An 18,992-nucleotide genomic window follows, 5' to 3' on the forward strand; every position below is an offset into this window, starting at 1 on the left:
CGCATGAAACGTGGCGCAGTAACAACAGTGTCAGAAAGACCGGTTTCGGAAAACACAGCACCGTCAATTCCGACGAAGCTTTCGCTCTCCCCCCAGGAACGCGAAGCGCTGGTTCAGGAGTTTTTGTCGGTCATTAAATACATGGCGATGCGAATGGCCATGCGAGCCTCGAGCGGGCTCAATGTAGAAGATTTGATGAGTGCCGGCATGGTCGGGCTTCTGGATGCCCTGACGAAGTTCGATCCCTCACGAGAAATTAAATTTCGAACCTATGCCGAATTTCGTATTCGTGGCGCAATGCTTGACGAAATCCGCGCGATGGACTGGGTGCCAAGGTCTCTTCGGGAGCGAATCGGGAAAATCCAACATGCGGCCAATGAATGGACAAAACGCAAAGGTCGGCCACCCACAGAAGAAGAGTTGGCGGAATCCTTAGGTATGCAAGCGCAAGAAGTGGATGAGACTCTTTTGCAAGCCAAAGGCGCTGTGGTCTTGAGTCTCGATGATTTGGGCTCCAATGATGAAGATTCCCATCCCATTTTGGATGCGTTGGCGGATCGCGATCAACCTTCGCCGTTGGAGACCCTGGTGTCCGAGGATGCACGCCAAGCCTTGGTTGATGCCATTGAGCGATTGCCTGAGCGCCAACGCCTTGTGTTGACCCTCTATTACTTTGAAGAGCTGACGATGAAAGAGATCGGTGTCGTCTTGCACGTCACGGAATCCCGCATTTGTCAGTTGCATGCGCAAGCCATGATTCGTCTGAAGGCTCTTCTCCATACACGGCTCGGTCCGTAATTAATTTCTGTCTCTGAGGAAAGCCCTCTAGGCGGAAACCTGTATGCGGTTTGTCCATGGGCTTAGGCCCCGCATCTTAACGGAGGTTTTACCCTATGGACGTCATGTCCATGCCGGGAACCCTTGTATCTTCGACCTATCGGATGCCGCACATTGATGGTGGTGAGGAAAGCTCCCTGTTTCCCCATGAAGGGCCATCATCAGAGTTGGATTTGTGCCCATCCCTGGCGAAAAACACAAATATTTAACATCGTCCAATAACTTCATTGAGAAAGATCATGCTACCGATGACGACCGGGAATATCCCGGATGGGGGAACCCTTACGGATAATTTTATCTATACCATTCTCATTGTGAATAATGAAAAAATTATGCGGATGGTTGCCAGGAAGCAATTGGCCAAACTGCAGTGTAGATTATTGGAGGCCAGTAATGGAGACGACGCTCTGGCCCTGCTTGATCAGGAGCCGGTGGATCTCATTCTATCTGATTGGGTGATGCCCGGTCTTGATGGTCCCGGACTTTGTGAAGCGATTAAACAAGATGAACGCTATCGGACGATCCATTTCATCCTGATGACGGAATTGGACCATCCGACGCAGATTGCCGAAGGACTCAGTCGGGGGGCCGATAATTTCTTATCCAAAACCGCTTCCGGTTATGAAATTGTCGCCAGAGTAGGCGCGGGTCTTCGAGCTCGACAGTTGATGCTGGATCTAGAAAAGATCAATCGTTTGTTGTCGCAAAAGCAAGCGGAATTACATTCTGAGCTCCGTTCGGCTTCCACCTTTGTTCGAGATCTCCTCCCGCGGAAAGGGGAAGTGGTTCCCGGAGTTCACGTGGAGTGGGAATTTTTACCTTCCTCGCATTTGGGAGGAGATTTCTTTCAGGTCGCCCGATGGGGGGATGATCACCTTGGTCTCATGATGCTGGATATGTCGGGGCATGGGATCGGGCCCGCCTTACGGGCTGTGGCGTTATCGTTGTTTTTCAAGGAAGAACACATCCAACAAATGTTTCCCTCATACGATCCGGGCGAGATCCTGACGAGTCTGAACAAACAATATCCCATGAGCGATGACGGGGCGTATTTCACAATCTGGGTTGGGGTGTGGCAAAGCTCCACGCGCCTTCTTCGGTATGCGACTGCGGGACATCCCGGGGCCATTGTGGTGAAAAGAGACGGACCTTCGGTTGTGTTGGGAGGGCGATCCTGGCCTATAGGTTTTTCGGGTGATGAGGTGTATGGAACGGATTCCGTCGTTCTGAATCCCAGAGACCGGATGTATCTTTTTAGCGATGGTATTTATGAAGTGATGAATCCTCAGGAAGAGATGTGGGGAAGAAAAAGGCTTCAGAAAGCATTTGAAGAGTTTGCCGGTCAGCCGTTGCAGGCAGGATTGTCCTGTATTATTGAGGGGAGCCGGACATGGAATGCCCAAGCCGGCTTTGAGGATGACGTGGCCTTACTCGGGGTGGAGTTTTAGCCGTGAGAGAGTAAGACCTGAGGAGTTAATTCACCCTCACCCCTCACGTTTGGTCGTTGTCGAGCGCACACACATGAAAAACACATTTTCCCGTATCTTATTAGTAGACGACGATGAGTCAAACCTGGATGTCCTTGTTGAATGTCTTAAGGATGAACCCTATGAACTTGTTCAAGCGCATAACGGCGAAGAGGCCTTAGCGCAATTACAACAGGATCAACAAGGGTTCCATGCCATGGTTCTGGATCGAATGATGCCGGGGATGAGTGGCCTTGATCTGTTGTTGCATGTGAAACGCGAGGAACACCTCCAATGGCTTCCGGTTGTGATGCAAACCGCAGCGGGATCCCCCCAGGAAATATGCGAAGGGATTGAAGCGGGGGTCTTTTTTTATCTGATCAAGCCCTTTGACCAACCGTTGTTATTGCGGATTGTGAACGCAGCGGTGGAAGAGGGGTTGAAATGGAAACGGATATTCCGAAATCTTAGCCAGCAGTCCCGGATTATTGAATTATTACAGCAAGGCCGTTTCCACGTTCGAACCATGGAAGAGGCCTATGATCTCGCCTTCTTGTTGGGGCGAGCCTGTCCCAATTCAGAAAAAGTCGTGTTCGGATTGAATGAATTGCTGATGAATGGAGTGGAGCACGGAAATTTGGGAATCGGGTTCGATGAAAAAACCGCTCTTCAGGCAAGTGGAACCTGGGAGGAAGAAATTCAATATCGGGTGGGACTTCCTGAGTACGTCCATAAAGTGGTCGACGTACTGTTTGAACGATGCTTGGATTGCATCCGGGTGACAATAACCGACCAGGGTTCCGGCTTCGACTGGCGGAGGTATGAACAGATCAACCCCGACCGGATTTTGGAAAGTCACGGACGGGGTATTGCGATGGCCAAAGCCTTAAGTTTCTCACGAGTTGAGTATCGGGGGAAAGGCAATCAAGTCGTGTGTGTCATCAAAACAGACACGCCGATCGGCGAGTAATGTATCTCAATTGGCTCTGAAACCTCCGGGAAGGCTCACCAATTGGAAAAGGCATGAGGAGTAAAGCGTGAAAGTAAGGAATGCGGAAAAAATGATTTTGTCTTTCGGACATTCTTTTTTCCTATCTTCTTTCACTGCGGGTTGTGGCCACAATAAAGGAATGTGGAGTCTTTCTAAAGTAGGGTCCTTTGGGTTCCGATAGTCCTGTTTGTCCCCTGTTTGTTTCTGACCATGTCAAAGGCGCTCAGGCGGGAAACTAAAGCATCAGGCCAGGAGAGTCGTCTGAATATTCACGTTTTTTCCCCGAGAGATGAGAGGATAACATGGAAGAATGTCAAGTCATGCCAACGATTCCTGATGAGTCGATTCTCAGTCCTCTGGGCGATCTCACCATTTTTGAAGCAGCTCAATTTCATGCCGATCTGGTGGCCTTGCATCAACAGGAAGGGCCCCTCAAAATTGATTTAAGCGGGGTGACTTGTATGGATTCCTCCTGTGTACAGCTGATGGTGGCAGCGACCCGATCCGGGCGGGTATCCGTGCAAGGGTATTCCAGTCGTATTCGTGACAAGTTTGAGCAAATTGGATTTGCACAGTTTCTCCCCACCCAGGAGTCGTAATACAGAGCCAATAAATTATGCAATCGATAATCATCGAGATTCAAAATGAGGTGACGTGTGAATGGTGATTGGATCGTATGGATGTGTGTAGTGATGGTCGGAACAGGGATCGGATATGCCTTGGGCGTCAAAAGCCGCCAGACGCGTATCCACATGTTGGAAATGCAACTTCAGGAAGGTATTCAGGCCCAGCGCCGCTGGCTGGAGAACTGGAAGGCCTTTTGCCAATGTTTGGCCCCGGTGTTTCCGGTATTTGTGGGACAGATTAAAGCGGTCATTCAAGAAACGGGACAAGCAGCCGACGGCTTGATTCAGCGATTTCAGGCAATTTCACGGAATGCCAGGGAGCAGGTAGAGGAAACCGAAGCGCTATTAAATATGGCCGAGGGGCATGGCGGGAATGATGACTATACCGTCGATCGGATTCTTCATGACACACAAAAGACCATAGAAATGTTCGTCAACCAAGTCACACAGACGACCACGGTGACGCTCGCAACGGTTAGCGTGATGGAGCAAGCCTTGGAAACCACCTCTCGAATTTCAGAGGTGGTGGAAGAGGTCGAATTCATTGCTGATCAAACACGATTGTTAGCACTCAATGCGGCGATCGAAGCCGCACGGGCGGGAGAGCATGGCCGAGGGTTTGCCGTGGTAGCGGACGAAGTGACGAAATTGGCGAATCGGTCTGCTCAAGCCTCAGAGCAAATTCGAACTCTTGCGACGACGGTCAAAGGTACAACCGAATCCGCAATGTCGGAACTCCAGGTGCTGGCCTCATTAGACTTATCGAAAACGGTTGAGGCTCAGAACAAAGTTCTGGAGATGATCAAGATTATGGGTCAAAAAAATGATGCCCTAAAAAAGAGCGTTGGACACAATTCGGGGCGAACCAAAGAACTTGGAAAGGATATCGGACAAATTGTGATGTCCATGCAGTTTCAAGATATCACCCGCCAAAAGTTGGAACATGTCTACCAACCATTGGAGCGAATTCATGCGCCGCTTCAAGCGGTGGTCAACGATACTGAAGGAATAGACATGATGCCCCAAGTGCTTGAAGAAATCCGGAATCTCGAACACACCTATACGATGGAGTCTGAACGCCTCACCATGGAGGCTGCCAGATCGGGGCAAGGGACGGTGATGGTCGGAACCGGGTCTGATGGAGGGGACAACATCACATTATTCTGAAGAAGTTAGGTGTGGAGGGTCAGGCGTAAAAAGGTGGGTATTTTTCTTCCGTCCCACTCCTGACGCCATACGAAAAATTGGGTAGAAGCCGAACGAACAGTGGTGATCGTACAGGGTTAATAATGAAATACACAGAACCAGAGTGAGGGAATGCTATGGGCAAGACTGTTTTAGTTGTGGACGATTCCGTCTCAATGCGTCAAATGGTGAGCTTTACGCTGACCGGTGCCGGCTACGAAGTGGTTGAGGCTGGAGACGGGAAAGAAGCCGTGGATAAACTCAATGGTGGGGCAAAGCCGAATTTGGTGATTACGGATCTGAATATGCCGAACATGGATGGAATTTCTTTGATAAAGGCAGTTAGAGGGATGCCCGCCCATAAATTCACCCCGATTCTGATGTTAACCACCGAATCATCTGAGGACAAAAAGAAGGAAGGCCAAAGTGCAGGAGCAACTGGGTGGGTCGTGAAGCCGTTTAACCCAGAACAAATGTTAGCCACGATTAAAAAAGTATTGCCAGGGTAGGAGACATGAAGCCTAAGGCGGGAAACGTAAAGCGAAAGTTGATGTGAAATTTGAAAAATTCACACAAAACATTGAATCTATGGAATGTGGCACAGCCACTTGTGGCTAATGAGTACAGAAGATCAAAAACTTATCCTGACCAAAAGAGATTTTGGGCTACCAATCAAATACTGGGAACTGTAGTCCGTATTTCCAGTCATATCGCGGAAGGTGCGGCGGGGCAGACATCAACAGAATGCATTCAGTATTTTCACGTTTTTCAGAGGTTGGGAACCAAACCGGATACTCAACTGGGAATTGCCAAGCGACTTGGGTGGTTACAGAAAAAGAATGGGGATGAGCTTGAGAATGCAATGAGCCGAATGGATAAGATGCCGAGTGGTTTAAACCGGCATCAACAATCGTCCCGCCCTTCACGCGTTATCCTTCACGAAAGAAAAATCCTCAGTACATTCGCAAAGGAGTCGAATAATGGCGGTTGATCTCTCACGTTTTCAAGAGTCGTTTTTTACTGAATCCGCAGAACATGTGGAAACCATAGAATCCGGTTTGTTGGCGTTAGAGCAACGTCCGAAAGACCTGGACTTACTAAATAGAATTTTTCGGGGTGCCCATTCGATTAAAGGTAACGCGGGGATGTTTCATTTTACCGCCATTGCCGGGTTGACTCACAAAATGGAAAACATTCTGGATGATCTCCGGAATGAGAAAATGCCGGTGACCCCTCATGCCATCGATGTGCTGTTGCGGGGGTTGGACGGCTTGAAAAGTCTGTTGGATGCGGCGCAAGGGGGTGAGTCGGCAGATGAGACAGCCATTCAGGTCGTAGAAGCTGAACTGGAAGCCTGTCAGAAGGGATCGACTGCCCATGCACATGAGGAGTCTTCCTCAAAAACTGCTCCCAAGAGTTCTCCCCCTCAAACGGCGGCTTGGCGAATGATCCAAATTGATTGGAGTCCCTTACCTGAATTATTTCAGCGAGGAATGGATCCGGCTCAGATTTTCAAAGAACTTCATGAGTTGGGCCTGGTGAAAGTGCTGCAAGTAAGAACTGATGGTCTTCCTCCCTTGGAAACTCTCGATCCGGAACGTTGTTATCTCAGTTGGACCGTGGAATTGGAAACCGATGCATCTATCGGTCAGGTCGAAGAGGTGTTCGCATTTGTACGGGACGGGAGTGAATTGACCATCATTGATCGTGCTCCGAAACAGGCAGAACGCTATAAACGGGTGGGGGATATTCTGGTAGAAGAAGGGGTGGTGACCCCGGAGCAAGTAACCGAAAGTCTGGCCAAGCAAAAGCCTCTTGGCGAAATTCTGGTGGAAGAGAAAAAGGCGTCTCCTCAACAAGTCGATAAGGCCCTTCAAAAGCAGCAGCAATTGAAAAAGAATGAAGTGGCATCCATTCGGGTCGATACGGAAAAAATCGACAAGTTGATCAATTTGGTCGGAGAATTAGTGATTACTCAATCGATGATTACGGATCTCAGCGAGAAGTTCTCCATCGATCAGCTCCCCGTTCTCCAGGAACGTATTACCCAATTGGAACGCAATACCCGAGAGATTCAAGAACGGGTCATGTCCATTCGGATGATGCCGATCGGCAGTGCGTTCCACCGGTTCCCACGGTTAGTTCGGGATCTCGCAGGCAAAAGTGGTAAGCAGATCCAATTAGTCATGTCCGGCGAGGAAACGGAATTGGATAAAACGCTGATTGAGGCGATTGGCGATCCGCTCACCCATCTGGTTCGCAATTCGGCCGATCATGGATTGGAGCTACCCGAAGACCGGTTGTCACAAGGCAAGTCGGCCCGTGGAACGATTCGACTCCATGCCTATCATGATGGCGGGAATATTTGTGTCGCCGTGGAAGATGACGGGCGAGGATTGAATCGGGAAAAAATCATTAAAAAAGCGGTTGAAAAAGGGATCATTGCCGATGGAAGCAATATGTCGGATGAGGCGGTGTATCAACTGATTTTTCGTCCGGGTTTTTCGACCGCCGAGAGTATTACCGATGTGTCAGGTCGAGGGGTAGGCATGGATGTGGTGAAGCGGAATATCGAAGGGCTTGGTGGGTCGGTGGACATTCAGAGCACGATGGGCAAGGGTTCTCGTCTTACGTTGAAATTGCCGCTCACGCTGGCCATTATTGATGGGATGACTGTCCGGGTCGGTCAGGATAACTACATCATACCGCTTATTGCGGTCACCGAGTCCATTCGGCCTAAACCCAATGAATTGCAACGGATTGTGGGGAAGGGTGAGGTGGTCAGTCTTCGAGGAGAATGGGTGCCTGTGGTCAAACTTTATGAGGCTTTTAACCTCACGCCGGATTTTACTGATCCTTCACAAGCCTTGTTGGTGATCGTGGAAGCCGATGGTCGGCGATTGGCCGTGTTGGTGGATGAACTGACAGGACAGCAACAAGTAGTTATTAAGAGTTTGGAGCAAAATTTCCGAAAGGTTGAGGCTATTTCCGGAGCCACAATTCTTGGGGACGGGCAAGTAGCCTTGATCTTGGATGTGCCGGGGTTAGCCAAATTGGCAAGGGTTGGGCACATCGCGGCGGCATAAGAGACCGTGAGGGGAAAAGGACAAAGGGCACTGAAGTTGTGAAGTTTGTTATGCGCCTTATACTTCACACGTTTCAAGACAAAATAATATATGTGTTGAGCCAAAACCATGACGTACAAAACAAAGGAGTCTAACCATGACCACCGCAACGGCTGAACCGATGGAGCAACGCTCGATTCGAACGACGTATGCCAGCGACGATCAACAATATCTGACCTTTAATCTGGCTGATGAATATTACGGAGTAGATATTCTGAAAGTACAGGAGATCAAGGGATACACCACGGTAACCAGGATCCCCAATACCCCGGATTTCCTCAAAGGAGTGCTCAACCTTCGTGGCACCATTGTACCCATTGTGGATCTTCGGATGAAATTCGGCATGGGGGTGACCGAACCCACTTCGTTTACCGTGGTTGTTGTCGTCAATGTCCGGAATCGTGTGATGGGGTTTCTGGTTGATGCGGTTTCCGATGTGTTGGATATGAATGCCAAGGATATCCAGGCCCCTCCGGACATGGGTACCTCAGTCGATGTCACGTTTATCGCCGGCATTGGTAGTGCCCAGGATCGCTTAGTGACTCTGTTGGACATTGATCGGGTTCTCACGGAGGAGGAAGTCACCGTAGTGGGGAAGATTCAAGATGTGGAAGAAAAAGCTGAAGTCCATGCCTGACCCGAATCGACATAGGCCATGGATGGTCCAGGAGGCCAGAGGCCTTTAACAATTTCAAGGAAATCAGCGAGGCTTTTATGAACAGGATGGTGAACAAAATTTTCCGTTTGGGAATCGCAACCAAGTTGGTGGTGTTGTTCGCCATCTTTGGCATAGTGCCGATGGCCGCGGTGGGGTATTTAGGGGCTTCCGCTACGGGGGAAATGGAAACAGCCGCCGGACTGCGCGTGCAAGCGATGGCTGAGACCATTGGAGATAAAATCGACCGTAATTTATTCGAACGGTATGGGGATCCTCAATCCTTTGGTCTTAATAGGATCGTGGGTGAGCGCTACCATTGGTACAGCAAGGAGAATAATGCGATAGCGAGTGCCATGAATCAATATGTCGCGACTTCCGGAATTTATTATTTGACGATATTGGTAGATCCTGCTGGAGATGTCATGGCTGTGAACTCAAAGGATGCCAAAGGGAATCCGATCGACACCACGGCAATTTATTCAAAAAAATATACGGACGCTCCCTGGTTTAAGGCGGTGGAAGCGAAAGAATTTACCACAAGACAACCCTTTACGAGCCCCGGCAATGATACGGCGACCGGGACCTACATTGAAGACGTTCATGTCGATGAAGATGTGAAGTCGGTGTATTTGGGAGATGACGGGTTGACCTTGGGTTTTTCTGCTCCGGTGTATGTGGATGGCGATTTGATCGGGTATTGGACCAATCGGGTCAAATTTTCTTTGGTGGAAGAAATCGTGCAATCCGCTTATCAAGAGCTTAAAGGGGCCGGATGGATGGGGTCGGAAATTTCTCTGCTCGGAGATAAGGGGCAGGTCATCGTGGATTTTGATCCCTCCAATCAAGGCACAGAGGACATGACCCATGATTTTGAAAAGACGTTGTTTAAACTCAATCTGGCAGACAATGGAGTAGAAACGGCAAAATTCGCCGTTGCTGGAAAAACAGGCTATCAATTAGCCCTCCATGATGAGAAGAACATCTGGCAAATGGGTGGCTATACCCATCTGAAGGGCGCCTTAGGCTATCCGGGGATGAATTGGTCCGTCCTGGTGAGAGTTCCTAAAGCCGAAGCCACTGCTGCGGCCATTGCATTTAATCGAGATTTAACCATTACCGCCATTATTTGTCTGGTTCTGATTTTGGTCGTTGGATTGTGGGTTGGTCGTCGTGGGGCAAATAATCTGGTTCAAATTAGCGAAGTGGCTCAACGGGCGGCCGATGGAGATTTGAGTCGGCGGGTCACCGTGATGTCCAATGATGAATTGGGAACCATGGGCAAGGCGATGAATGTCATGTTGGATAATTTGGTGAGAGTGGTATCGGAAGTCCGCCAGGCTGCGGAACATGTCTCTATCGCATCAGGTGAAATCACCCAAGGTAATGAAGATCTCTCGCAACGCACCTCGGCTCAGGCAGGCGCCTTGGAGGAGACCAGCGCGTCGATGGAAGAGATGACGTCCACCATCAAGCAAAATGCCGATAACGCCAAGCAGGCCAACCAATTAGCGGTGGCCGCGCGGGAAGTGGCAGAGAAGGGTGGCGCGGTCACGGACAAGGCTGTGGTGGCCATGGATGAGATTAATAAGAGCAGCAAGAAGATCGCGGATATTATTAACGTGATTGACGAAATCGCGTTTCAGACAAACCTTTTGGCACTCAATGCTGCCGTGGAAGCTGCACGCGCAGGTGAACAAGGCCGGGGTTTTGCTGTGGTGGCCTCGGAAGTGCGAAATCTGGCACAACGTTCGGCCTCGGCTGCCAAGGAGATCAAGACACTGATCAATGAATCGGTGCAAAAAGTTGGTGACGGCAGCGAGTTAGTGAATCGCTCGGGCCAGACGCTGGGCGAGATTGTGAATTCGGTTAAACGAGTCACGGATATTATTTCGGAAATCAGTGCGGCCTCCCAGGAGCAGGCTGCGGGGATCGATCAGGTGAACAAGTCGGTGATGCAGATGGATCAGGGCACGCAGCAGAATGCGGCCTTGGTAGAGGAAGCTACGTCGGCTTCCCAATCCATGAAGCAGCAAGCGACTGAACTGTTGAATCAAGTCGCATTTTTTAAATTAGAAGATACAGAACAAAAACGGGTTGCAGGGACACAACCCGGATCGGGAGCCAAGGTTGCGCTTTCAAGTGGCAATAATTCCTCCGCCATGAGTAAGCCTTTACATTCAGTGAAGGGTGTCCTCCCTCCAAAGGCCACGGCGAAGACTCAACCGGTTGGCGTGGGCAGTTCGAATGGCCATGACCGCCGTCAACGTCAGGATGATTTTTTTGAAGAGTTTTAGAAGACGTGACGGGTCAATCGTGAGGGGAGAGACGAAATGACAGAAAAGAGGGAGACTGATGGCGTTGCATTTTCGGGCATCCCGGCCGGTTGGTAGGGGGGATCCATCCTACGCCTTACGGTTCACCCCTTACGCGGGACATTGAGGCAGGCAAGTTTGTTTATTTATCAAATAAGATAGGAGGTCGCATGGGTAAAGTATGGAACTCAATAGGCATCGGTCCAAAGGTGGTGATGACTATTATGGTGGTCTTTTCAAGTTTACTTGCAGGGGGAGCGTATTTGCTCGGACAGCAATTGCATTCCGATCTTGAACGGGTCTTGTCCGATCAGGCGTTTATTGTTCAAAAACAAATTGAGGTCACTCGTGCCTATGTGACCAAAGAGTTTGTGGTGAAAGCCAAAGCGGCTGGGATGAACATGGGTGTTGATCATAGTGCTCCCGATACGGTTCCCTTTCCCGCCACATTTGCCCGTGAAACCTCTGAACTATTGGCTGAGGAAGGGGTCTTTAATGCCCGGATCGTGAGTCTCTCTCCCCTGAATCCCAAAAATGCTCCGCAAGATGCCTTTGAGAAAGAGGCTCTAGCTGCCCTATCTGCGGGCCAAAAGGAATTTACCAAAAACGATACCGTGAATGGGAAAATGATGTTCCGGCGTGCGACCCCGGATCTGGCGACGACCCAGGCCTGTATAGGCTGTCATGAGGGTAAAAAAATTGGGGAGATGTTAGGAGCGGTGTCGGTACAAATTCCCATGGATGGTCCCGCGGCACAATTACAAGGGAATCTCAGCAATATGTATATGGGGATACTGGCCGTAGGTGTGTTGATGATGGGGCTGTTGTATCTGATGATTGCGAAGCTGGTGGTCAAGCCGATGAAGAGTCTGGAGTCCATGGCGGAGCGAGCCAAGGAAGGAGATCTCACTGGTCGGGCCAGCGTGAACAGTCAGGATGAAATCGGTCGAACCAGTGAATCGTTTAATATGATGTTTGACCGGGTGAGTGAAGTAATCGGGTCTGTAAAAACCGCTGTTTCCGGAATTACGACAGGGACTTCCGAGATTAATGCAGGAACCTCCGATCTCGCCGGGCGAACCTCGGCGCAAGCAGGAGCCCTAGAAGAAACCAGTGCGTCCATGGAAGAGATGACCTCTACCATTAAACAAAATGCGGATAACGCCAAACAGGCGAACCAATTGGCGGTGGCCGCTCGGGAAGTGGCGGAGAAGGGTGGCGCGGTCACGGACAAGGCCGTAGAGGCCATGGATGAGATTAATAAGAGCAGCAAAAAAATTGCCGATATTATTAATGTGATAGATGAAATCGCGTTTCAAACAAATCTCTTAGCTTTGAATGCCGCGGTGGAAGCAGCAAGAGCGGGCGAGCAGGGTCGGGGTTTTGCGGTGGTGGCCTCAGAAGTGCGAAATCTGGCACAACGCTCAGCCACGGCGGCCAAGGAGATTAAGACGCTGATCAACGAATCGGTGCAAAAAGTTGGCGGTGGCAGTGAGTTGGTCAATCGCTCGGGTCAGACGCTGGCCGAGATTGTGAACTCGGTCAAACGGGTCACGGACATTATTTCAGAAATCAGTGCCGCTTCCCAGGAACAGGCGGCGGGGATTGATCAAGTGAATAAGGCTGTGATGCAGATGGATCAGGGCACGCAGCAAAATGCAGCCTTGGTGGAACAGGCGACTTCAGCATCCCAGTCAATGGCCCAACAGGCTGAGGATCTGTTGCGTCAGGTCGAGTTTTTCAAAGTCCAGACTGAATTCGCGGGGCAACGTTCTGAGCCTGTGGCGAAAACCGGCTCATCTGTTCACACTCAATCAATCAGCGGAACGGGGTCTCAATATTCTCGTTCGGCCTCGTCTATGAATGGTAAAGCTCAGGGAAAACATTCCCCAACTAAAAAAGAGGTCGCTGTGGGTGTTGGAAGTTCGGGGACCAACGGGCATAAAAAGGCCGGGGATGATTTTTTCGAAGAATTTTAGACACCAGTAAGTCGTAAATCATTAATGGTAAGGAGCGTGGGGAAAATCTTTTTGGGATTTTCTTCCGCTCCTTACTCCTGCCTTTTCTCCTTTCGTAAATTTAATTGACTGTTCCTGGTTATGTCGGATAATCTACAGTCCCGAACCAGGGCATCTAATCCGTTCATATCATATTTTCAACACTCACAGGAGGAGGGTTGTTATGAGAAGATGGGCTGCATTCGCAATGATGTTTGTCGTCTTCATGATGGGATTGGCCCTGGTTGTACCGGTGGGCCAAGCCGCAGACGCGGCTAAGGATTTGGCGGCGAAGTACATCCTGGCCACGGCTAAAGCTGCCAGAACGGTGTACGTCAAAGGTGTGGTGGCCGATGCGGGCAAAGGTGGCATGAAACCTGATGAAAATTGGGTGAAGGATGACCACGCTATGATGCTCCCAGCTCAATTCGTGAAAGAGCTCGGAAAGGAATTAAAAGAATTTGATTTGTCCTTGGTGGGAACTGAGCCCTTGTATGCTTCCAATGCACCCAAGAGCGCAAAAGAAAAAGAAATGTTAGCAGAATTAGCCAAGGGGAAAGAAAAAGTGATCGTGGGAGAAGATGGTGGAGTGACCGTCGGTATGTCGGCCGATTATGCTATCGCTGATAGTTGTGCTGATTGCCATAACAAGCACCCTAAAACTACCAAAAAAGATTGGAAAAAGGGTGATTTTATGGGAGCCATTGTTGTCAGACTGAAATAATTTCGTTGTAAGACTAATCGTCTTGAGGAAAGGCGGGGAAGGTATCACTACCTTCCTCGCCTTTTTTATTCCCACCCCGGGCTTCCATTTTTTTAATTACCTCCGGTCCTTACATTCGGTCATAGGTGTGCCGATAACATGAAATGGAAAAGGAAAAAGAAGTGAGACTGAAGGGTGAGTGGTAAAACCAATAGGCCAACGTCGCATGCCACATGAAAAAATTTGATTCTTGTATCCTTCCAATTTTCTTCACTTCATTGATTCCCTGGAGTTGAAAACTTTCAACAGAGAATATGGTTGAAAAAAGTAATTTTTCGAATTGGGCTCTGGTCGGTAAGACCACCGCCCACAATCTTGCTCTTTTTGGGTGCAGGAGAAACTGCTGATGATTTTCCTCGGTATGGTAGCTCTTGAGTCAAAAGTCACCAATTAATTGAATGTCGGACATGAATAGTTGTACGGAACAGTCTGGCAATGTTGGGCCCAAGAATATGCCGAATCCTCGTGTGTATACGGACTCCGCGGGGATCACGATAGGATTGGGAACCACCAATACAGTACTTGAACTCCGGAAGCTTGGAAATGGAGTGGAGTTTGGTGGATGTGGGGAGGGTCACTTGGCATCGTCTTCCTCAGGCATATGATGCAATTGAAATTTCTGGAAAACCTTTTAGCGTTCTATATAGTCCATGGAATCCGATCTTTATGGGTTCCAGGATGGTGAGAAGCAAGGCGTAAGGGAGGTGTGAGGTGTTCTTTGACTCCTTACTTTTCACTCCTCACTATCAATCCCCTCCCTGTTTGGTTTGGATCAATTGAGGATAAAGGACAATATGATGACGACAACGTTGAGTGATAAAGAATTTGAACAGTTTAAACACTTAATTTATCAGCAGGTCGGGATTACCCTCGATGTCCCTAAAAAAACGCTCTTAGTTTCTCGTTTGGGAAAACGGCTTCGGGATCTTCAGCTTTCCTCCTATCAGGCCTATTACGACTGCGTGAGCGGGAAAGGTGGAGAAGAAGAGTTGATGAAGTTGTTGGATCTTGTGTCAACGAATAAAACTGATTTTTATCGGGAGCCTGTGCATTTTGATTTTCTCCGCGACCAGGTTCTTCCAGAGATGCAATCGGCCAAGACTTTGAGAATTTGGTCTTCCGCGTCTTCTTCCGGGGAAGAACCCTATACGATTGCCATGACCTTGTCCGATGCCATTGCCGATATCAATCGATGGGACATCAAAATTCTCGCCTCGGATATTTCTACGCGGGTGCTGGCAAAGGCCTCCTCGGGTATCTATGAGGAGGAGCGGGTGAGTCAACTTCCCAATGATCTGGTGATGCGGCATTTTCTCCGTGGGAAAGGTCCGCAAGAGGGGAAACTACAGGTGCGCCCGCAGATCGCGCGCCTTGTGACCTTTCGACGGATAAATTTGATGGATCCGACATTTCCTATACGCAGTCAACTGGATGTGATTTTTTGTCGAAATGTGATGATTTATTTCGATCGTCCCACACAAGCCAAACTCATGGATAAGTTTTTCCGATATCTCCGCCCTGGTGGATATTTGTTTATCGGGCATTCCGAAAGTCTGCAGTGGATCGACCATCAATTTACGTATCTGCGCCCAACCATTTATCAAAAACCAGTTAGCGTGAAGAGTGAGGCGTAAGGGGTGAAGGGTAAGTAGGGAGGAGTGGCGAAATGGAAATATTCATCCCGTTTCTCATGCTTCTGACTGGTGTCTCCGTACTTTAAGGAAATTATGTCATCTACAGGATTGATGGAATTTGGACATATTCGGCGGATGCAGGATACCCGCTTCCCCTACGAAGTGGCCGTCATTCTTCCAGGTGAATATTTTGTAAGCCGGGAACCCAAAGTTGTTTATACGGTATTAGGATCCTGTATCTCGGTGTGTCTGCGGGATCCAGAAGCCGGCGTGGGAGGGATGAATCATTTTATGTTAGCCGCACCCTCCAACACTGAAGGACACGATAATTGGGCGGATTCAGGACGATACGGGAGTTTTGCCATGGAAATGCTGATGAACGATATTTTTAAACGTGGCGGGAAAAAAGAGCGGCTTGAAGCGAAAGTTTTTGGCGGGGGAAAAATTTATGATGGCACCATTGATATTGGGGCTCAAAATGCCGCTTGGGCTCTTGCCTTTTTGGAACAGGAAGGTCTGTCGCCTATTAAGGCGGATGTCGGAGATGTCTGTCCTCGGAAGGTGTACTATTTCACCGATTCGGGGAAAGTACTCATGAAGAAGCTCGACCGTGTGGTGGCGAGTGCAATTGCGCAAGAGGAGGGGCAGTATCGAAGGAAACTGCAACATGCTCCTGTGCAGTCCGATGTCACACTTTTTTAAGAAAACACGAGAATTACATGGAGTAAGGCGTGAGGAGAGAGGAATGTCGAGAGAACAGACCATTTGCTTTTTACTCTTGATTCCTCACTGTTTGCTCTTTTCTGAATTAGGGGGATTAATATGAATGGGAAAAAAATCCGTGTGTTAATTGTTGATGACTCGGCGTTGATTCGGAATGTTATGACGGAGATTTTATCGCAAGACCCTGAAATTGAAGTGGTTGGAACCGCTCCTGACCCGTATGTCGCCAGGGATAAGATGAAAATCCTTCATCCTGATGTCCTGACCCTGGATGTGGAAATGCCTAAAATGGATGGACTCACCTTTTTGCAGAAAATCATGGCGGCGCGCCCTATGCCTGTGGTGATGGTGAGTTCCTTGACTGAACAAGGCGCGGCGACCACGTTACAGGCTTTGGAAGCCGGTGCTGTGGATTTTGTGACGAAGCCCACGGTGGATATTCAGCATGGTTTGTCGGACTTAGCTCATCAAATTATAAGCAAAGTCAAGATCGCGGCCCAGGCCAGCGTGAAAAGCCGAACCCCACCGGCCGACTGTACTGAACGCATTAAACTGCTGGCTGCCCAATCCGCAATGATTAAGACTACTGACACAATTATCGCTATCGGGGCGTCTACGGGTGGGACCGAAGCGCTCCGGGAATTATTGGAGGTGCTTCCACCGAATACCCCACCCATTATTATGACGCAGCATATGCCGGAACAATTTACCAAATCGTTTGCCAATCGGTTAAATGACCTGTGTCAGATTCACGTGAAAGAAGCTCGGGAAGGAGACAGCGTCATGCCTGGACAGGCCTTGTTGGCGCCGGGTAATTATCATATGGAACTTCGCCGGAGCGGGGCCCGCTATTATGTCTCACTTAATCAAGAGCCACAGGTTAACCGATTTCGTCCTTCCGTGGACGTCATGTTTCGATCGGTCGCCCGGTATGCCGGAGGGAATAGTCTCGGGGTTATTCTGACCGGCATGGGGAGCGACGGAGCTGTGGGAATGTTCGAAATGAAACAGGCCGGAGCATATAACTTTGCCCAGGATGAAGCATCGTGTGTGGTTTTTGGGATGCCCAAGGAAGCCATCAAGGCTGGAGGAGTGGACAAAATTCTTCCGTTAAACGATATTCCTTCGGCAATGTTGGCTCATTTGAAAATGTTGGCTCCCCGTTAATGGGGCCTCATGGGTATGTCGGATACTGAGGCATGAACATGATTGTCTTTCCGATGGTTATTATTTGATTTTTCTTCAATTGAAACAAGACTACAAAAAATCCTCAGGACCTTTGTTAGATCCGTCTCCGCAAAAAGAACGAATCCTGCCGGAAGTGATTCAAGCCAATTGGGACGCCAAGCGTTTATCTATCTGATGCAGGGTCAGTTCCAGCAGAGAGGAAACCTGTTTAATTTTCTTAATGATTTTGCATCATTTTTCAGAAATGATGGCCTGAAATATTCGTCTGTTCGCCATCGATATTTCCCGGGAAATGATCGGACGTGGACAGGATGGATCATTCGATGTAAGTCGAGGTCTTTCCCTCCATTTCCTCAATACCTACTTTTCATGGCAGTGGATGGAATGGCAGATTCGTGAAGATGTGCGGAATATGATCGAATTTCCGGAGATGAATCTTACTGGTTCATGGCTGGTCCTTTTAAAGATGGATCTGGTGTTTATCCGAACTGTTATCGCGAATTTCGATATGAAGACCAAAAAAGACATTCTTCGGCGTATTTGAGGCATTCTCGCGTCTAATGGGTATTTCATTTGTTTGCCACGAAAACGACATCCACAGTGCTGATCATTTCAAGCGTGTGTCGGTAAACAGTTCCTCAGTGTACCCAGTTAGGACGGATTAACGGAGGGCTTAGTTCTTTGTCTTGGCTAATCTTTTCAAACTGCCTCACTCGAAGGGCCTAATATTTCAATAGATTTTGTCTATGTTCTTCGGTGGGCTCAGGAGAATGTTCGTCAGGTTCCCTCGAATGGATTGCTCACTACATATGGACAAACTGCGTGCTGGTCTCGATTCGAATTGTCAGAAAGTCCGGGTGCATAGGACGGTATGGTGCCAACTTGGCCGCATCATCTCTAGTCTCGTAGTCGATAAAAAAAAGCAATCTAAGGTTTAAAGGATAGAGCCGGAATGGTTAATTCTTTGTAAACCCCCACCGATAAGGTGAATTGGATGATCACAGGATTGTCAAGAAGGATTCTTGTCATACACCATGGAGGAGTTTATGAATGTCACGCAAGAAAAAATTGAGAAAGCCGTGGTCATGCATTTGGCTGGGCGGTTCGACTTTGGTGCAAAAAAAACCTTCAAAGACAGCTTAGATGAGGCAATGAAAGAGGGATCGCCGATAGTCTTGGATTTTGGGCAGGTCTCTTTTGTGGATAGTTCCGCCTTGGGTCTTTTGGTGATTGCCCATCAAACACTCAAAAGTAGAAAAATTCCTTTTAGTCTGGTGAACCCGCAAACGTATGTTCGTCAGGTCTTGGATTTAGCCAATGTCGCCAAAATGATTCCCATTTATCAGACAATTGATGAGGTACCTCAATTGCCGGTCGTGCCATCAGGAGTGTAATCCATATTCATCTTTTTCCGACCTTGATGTTCTCTCTCACCAATGGAACCCAGATATGGATGGTGGAACATAAAAGATGAGTGTGAGAGGAAA

Annotated in this window: 17 protein-coding genes; all 17 read left to right on the forward strand. The window is 48.9% G+C overall.

The features are described from left to right. Window positions 1–3: 3 nt before the first annotated feature. The 17 genes from PJI16_18055 (at window position 4) to PJI16_18135 (ending at window position 18,899) form a co-directional block, all read left to right on the forward strand. Complete coding sequence (locus PJI16_18055; protein MDT3779471.1) at window positions 4–798, forward strand: FliA/WhiG family RNA polymerase sigma factor; 795 nt, start codon at window positions 4–6, stop codon at window positions 796–798. A 278-nt stretch (window positions 799–1,076) separates the two neighbouring features. Next, complete coding sequence (locus PJI16_18060) at window positions 1,077–2,285, forward strand: SpoIIE family protein phosphatase (protein MDT3779472.1); 1,209 nt, start codon at window positions 1,077–1,079, stop codon at window positions 2,283–2,285. Window positions 2,286–2,358: 73 nt separating this feature from the next. Then, window positions 2,359–3,273, forward strand: coding sequence for a response regulator (locus PJI16_18065; protein MDT3779473.1), 915 nt, complete (start codon window positions 2,359–2,361; stop codon window positions 3,271–3,273). A 323-nt stretch (window positions 3,274–3,596) separates the two neighbouring features. Beyond that, complete coding sequence (locus PJI16_18070) at window positions 3,597–3,893, forward strand: STAS domain-containing protein (GenBank protein ID MDT3779474.1); 297 nt, start codon at window positions 3,597–3,599, stop codon at window positions 3,891–3,893. Between the two features lie 57 nt (window positions 3,894–3,950). Continuing rightward, complete coding sequence (locus PJI16_18075) at window positions 3,951–5,087, forward strand: methyl-accepting chemotaxis protein (protein MDT3779475.1); 1,137 nt, start codon at window positions 3,951–3,953, stop codon at window positions 5,085–5,087. 155 nt (window positions 5,088–5,242) lie between these two features. Continuing rightward, on the forward strand, window positions 5,243–5,614 hold the full coding sequence (locus tag PJI16_18080) for a response regulator (GenBank protein ID MDT3779476.1): 372 nt from the start codon (window positions 5,243–5,245) through the stop codon (window positions 5,612–5,614). A 50-nt stretch (window positions 5,615–5,664) separates the two neighbouring features. Next, a complete protein-coding gene (locus tag PJI16_18085) occupies window positions 5,665–6,096 on the forward strand; it encodes a four helix bundle protein (GenBank protein ID MDT3779477.1) in 432 nt (143 codons plus the stop codon). Continuing rightward, entirely contained in the window at window positions 6,086–8,191 is a 2,106-nt protein-coding gene (locus tag PJI16_18090) for a chemotaxis protein CheA (protein ID MDT3779478.1), read from the forward strand. Before PJI16_18085 ends, PJI16_18090 begins: the two co-directional genes overlap by 11 nt. Window positions 8,192–8,351: 160 nt before the next feature. Further along, window positions 8,352–8,867, forward strand: a complete 516-nt coding sequence (locus PJI16_18095) for a chemotaxis protein CheW (protein MDT3779479.1) — start codon at window positions 8,352–8,354, stop codon at window positions 8,865–8,867. Window positions 8,868–8,944: 77 nt separating this feature from the next. Further along, window positions 8,945–11,182: a methyl-accepting chemotaxis protein gene (locus tag PJI16_18100; protein ID MDT3779480.1), complete on the forward strand. Its 2,238-nt coding sequence runs from the start codon at window positions 8,945–8,947 to the stop codon at window positions 11,180–11,182. 188 nt (window positions 11,183–11,370) lie between these two features. Continuing rightward, the gene (locus PJI16_18105) at window positions 11,371–13,179 is read left to right on the forward strand and encodes a methyl-accepting chemotaxis protein (GenBank protein ID MDT3779481.1); all 1,809 of its coding nucleotides are present in this window, start codon (window positions 11,371–11,373) and stop codon (window positions 13,177–13,179) included. Window positions 13,180–13,381: 202 nt separating this feature from the next. Beyond that, the gene (locus PJI16_18110) at window positions 13,382–13,921 is read left to right on the forward strand and encodes a DUF3365 domain-containing protein (protein MDT3779482.1); all 540 of its coding nucleotides are present in this window, start codon (window positions 13,382–13,384) and stop codon (window positions 13,919–13,921) included. An 833-nt stretch (window positions 13,922–14,754) separates the two neighbouring features. Next, window positions 14,755–15,594: a protein-glutamate O-methyltransferase gene (locus PJI16_18115; protein ID MDT3779483.1), complete on the forward strand. Its 840-nt coding sequence runs from the start codon at window positions 14,755–14,757 to the stop codon at window positions 15,592–15,594. A 93-nt stretch (window positions 15,595–15,687) separates the two neighbouring features. Continuing rightward, window positions 15,688–16,296, forward strand: coding sequence for a chemoreceptor glutamine deamidase CheD (locus PJI16_18120; GenBank protein MDT3779484.1), 609 nt, complete (start codon window positions 15,688–15,690; stop codon window positions 16,294–16,296). A gap of 120 nt (window positions 16,297–16,416) precedes the next feature. Continuing rightward, window positions 16,417–17,484 carry a chemotaxis response regulator protein-glutamate methylesterase gene (locus tag PJI16_18125; GenBank protein ID MDT3779485.1) on the forward strand — a complete coding sequence of 356 codons (1,068 nt, stop codon included), beginning with the start codon at window positions 16,417–16,419 and terminating at the stop codon, window positions 17,482–17,484. Window positions 17,485–17,779: 295 nt separating this feature from the next. Beyond that, on the forward strand, window positions 17,780–18,049 hold the full coding sequence (locus PJI16_18130; protein MDT3779486.1) for a hypothetical protein: 270 nt from the start codon (window positions 17,780–17,782) through the stop codon (window positions 18,047–18,049). A gap of 502 nt (window positions 18,050–18,551) precedes the next feature. After that, window positions 18,552–18,899 carry an STAS domain-containing protein gene (locus PJI16_18135; protein ID MDT3779487.1) on the forward strand — a complete coding sequence of 116 codons (348 nt, stop codon included), beginning with the start codon at window positions 18,552–18,554 and terminating at the stop codon, window positions 18,897–18,899. Window positions 18,900–18,992 lie beyond the last annotated feature (93 nt).

It is taken from the genome of Nitrospira sp. MA-1 (assembly GCA_032139905.1).
Classification (GTDB): domain Bacteria; phylum Nitrospirota; class Nitrospiria; order Nitrospirales; family UBA8639; genus Nitrospira_E.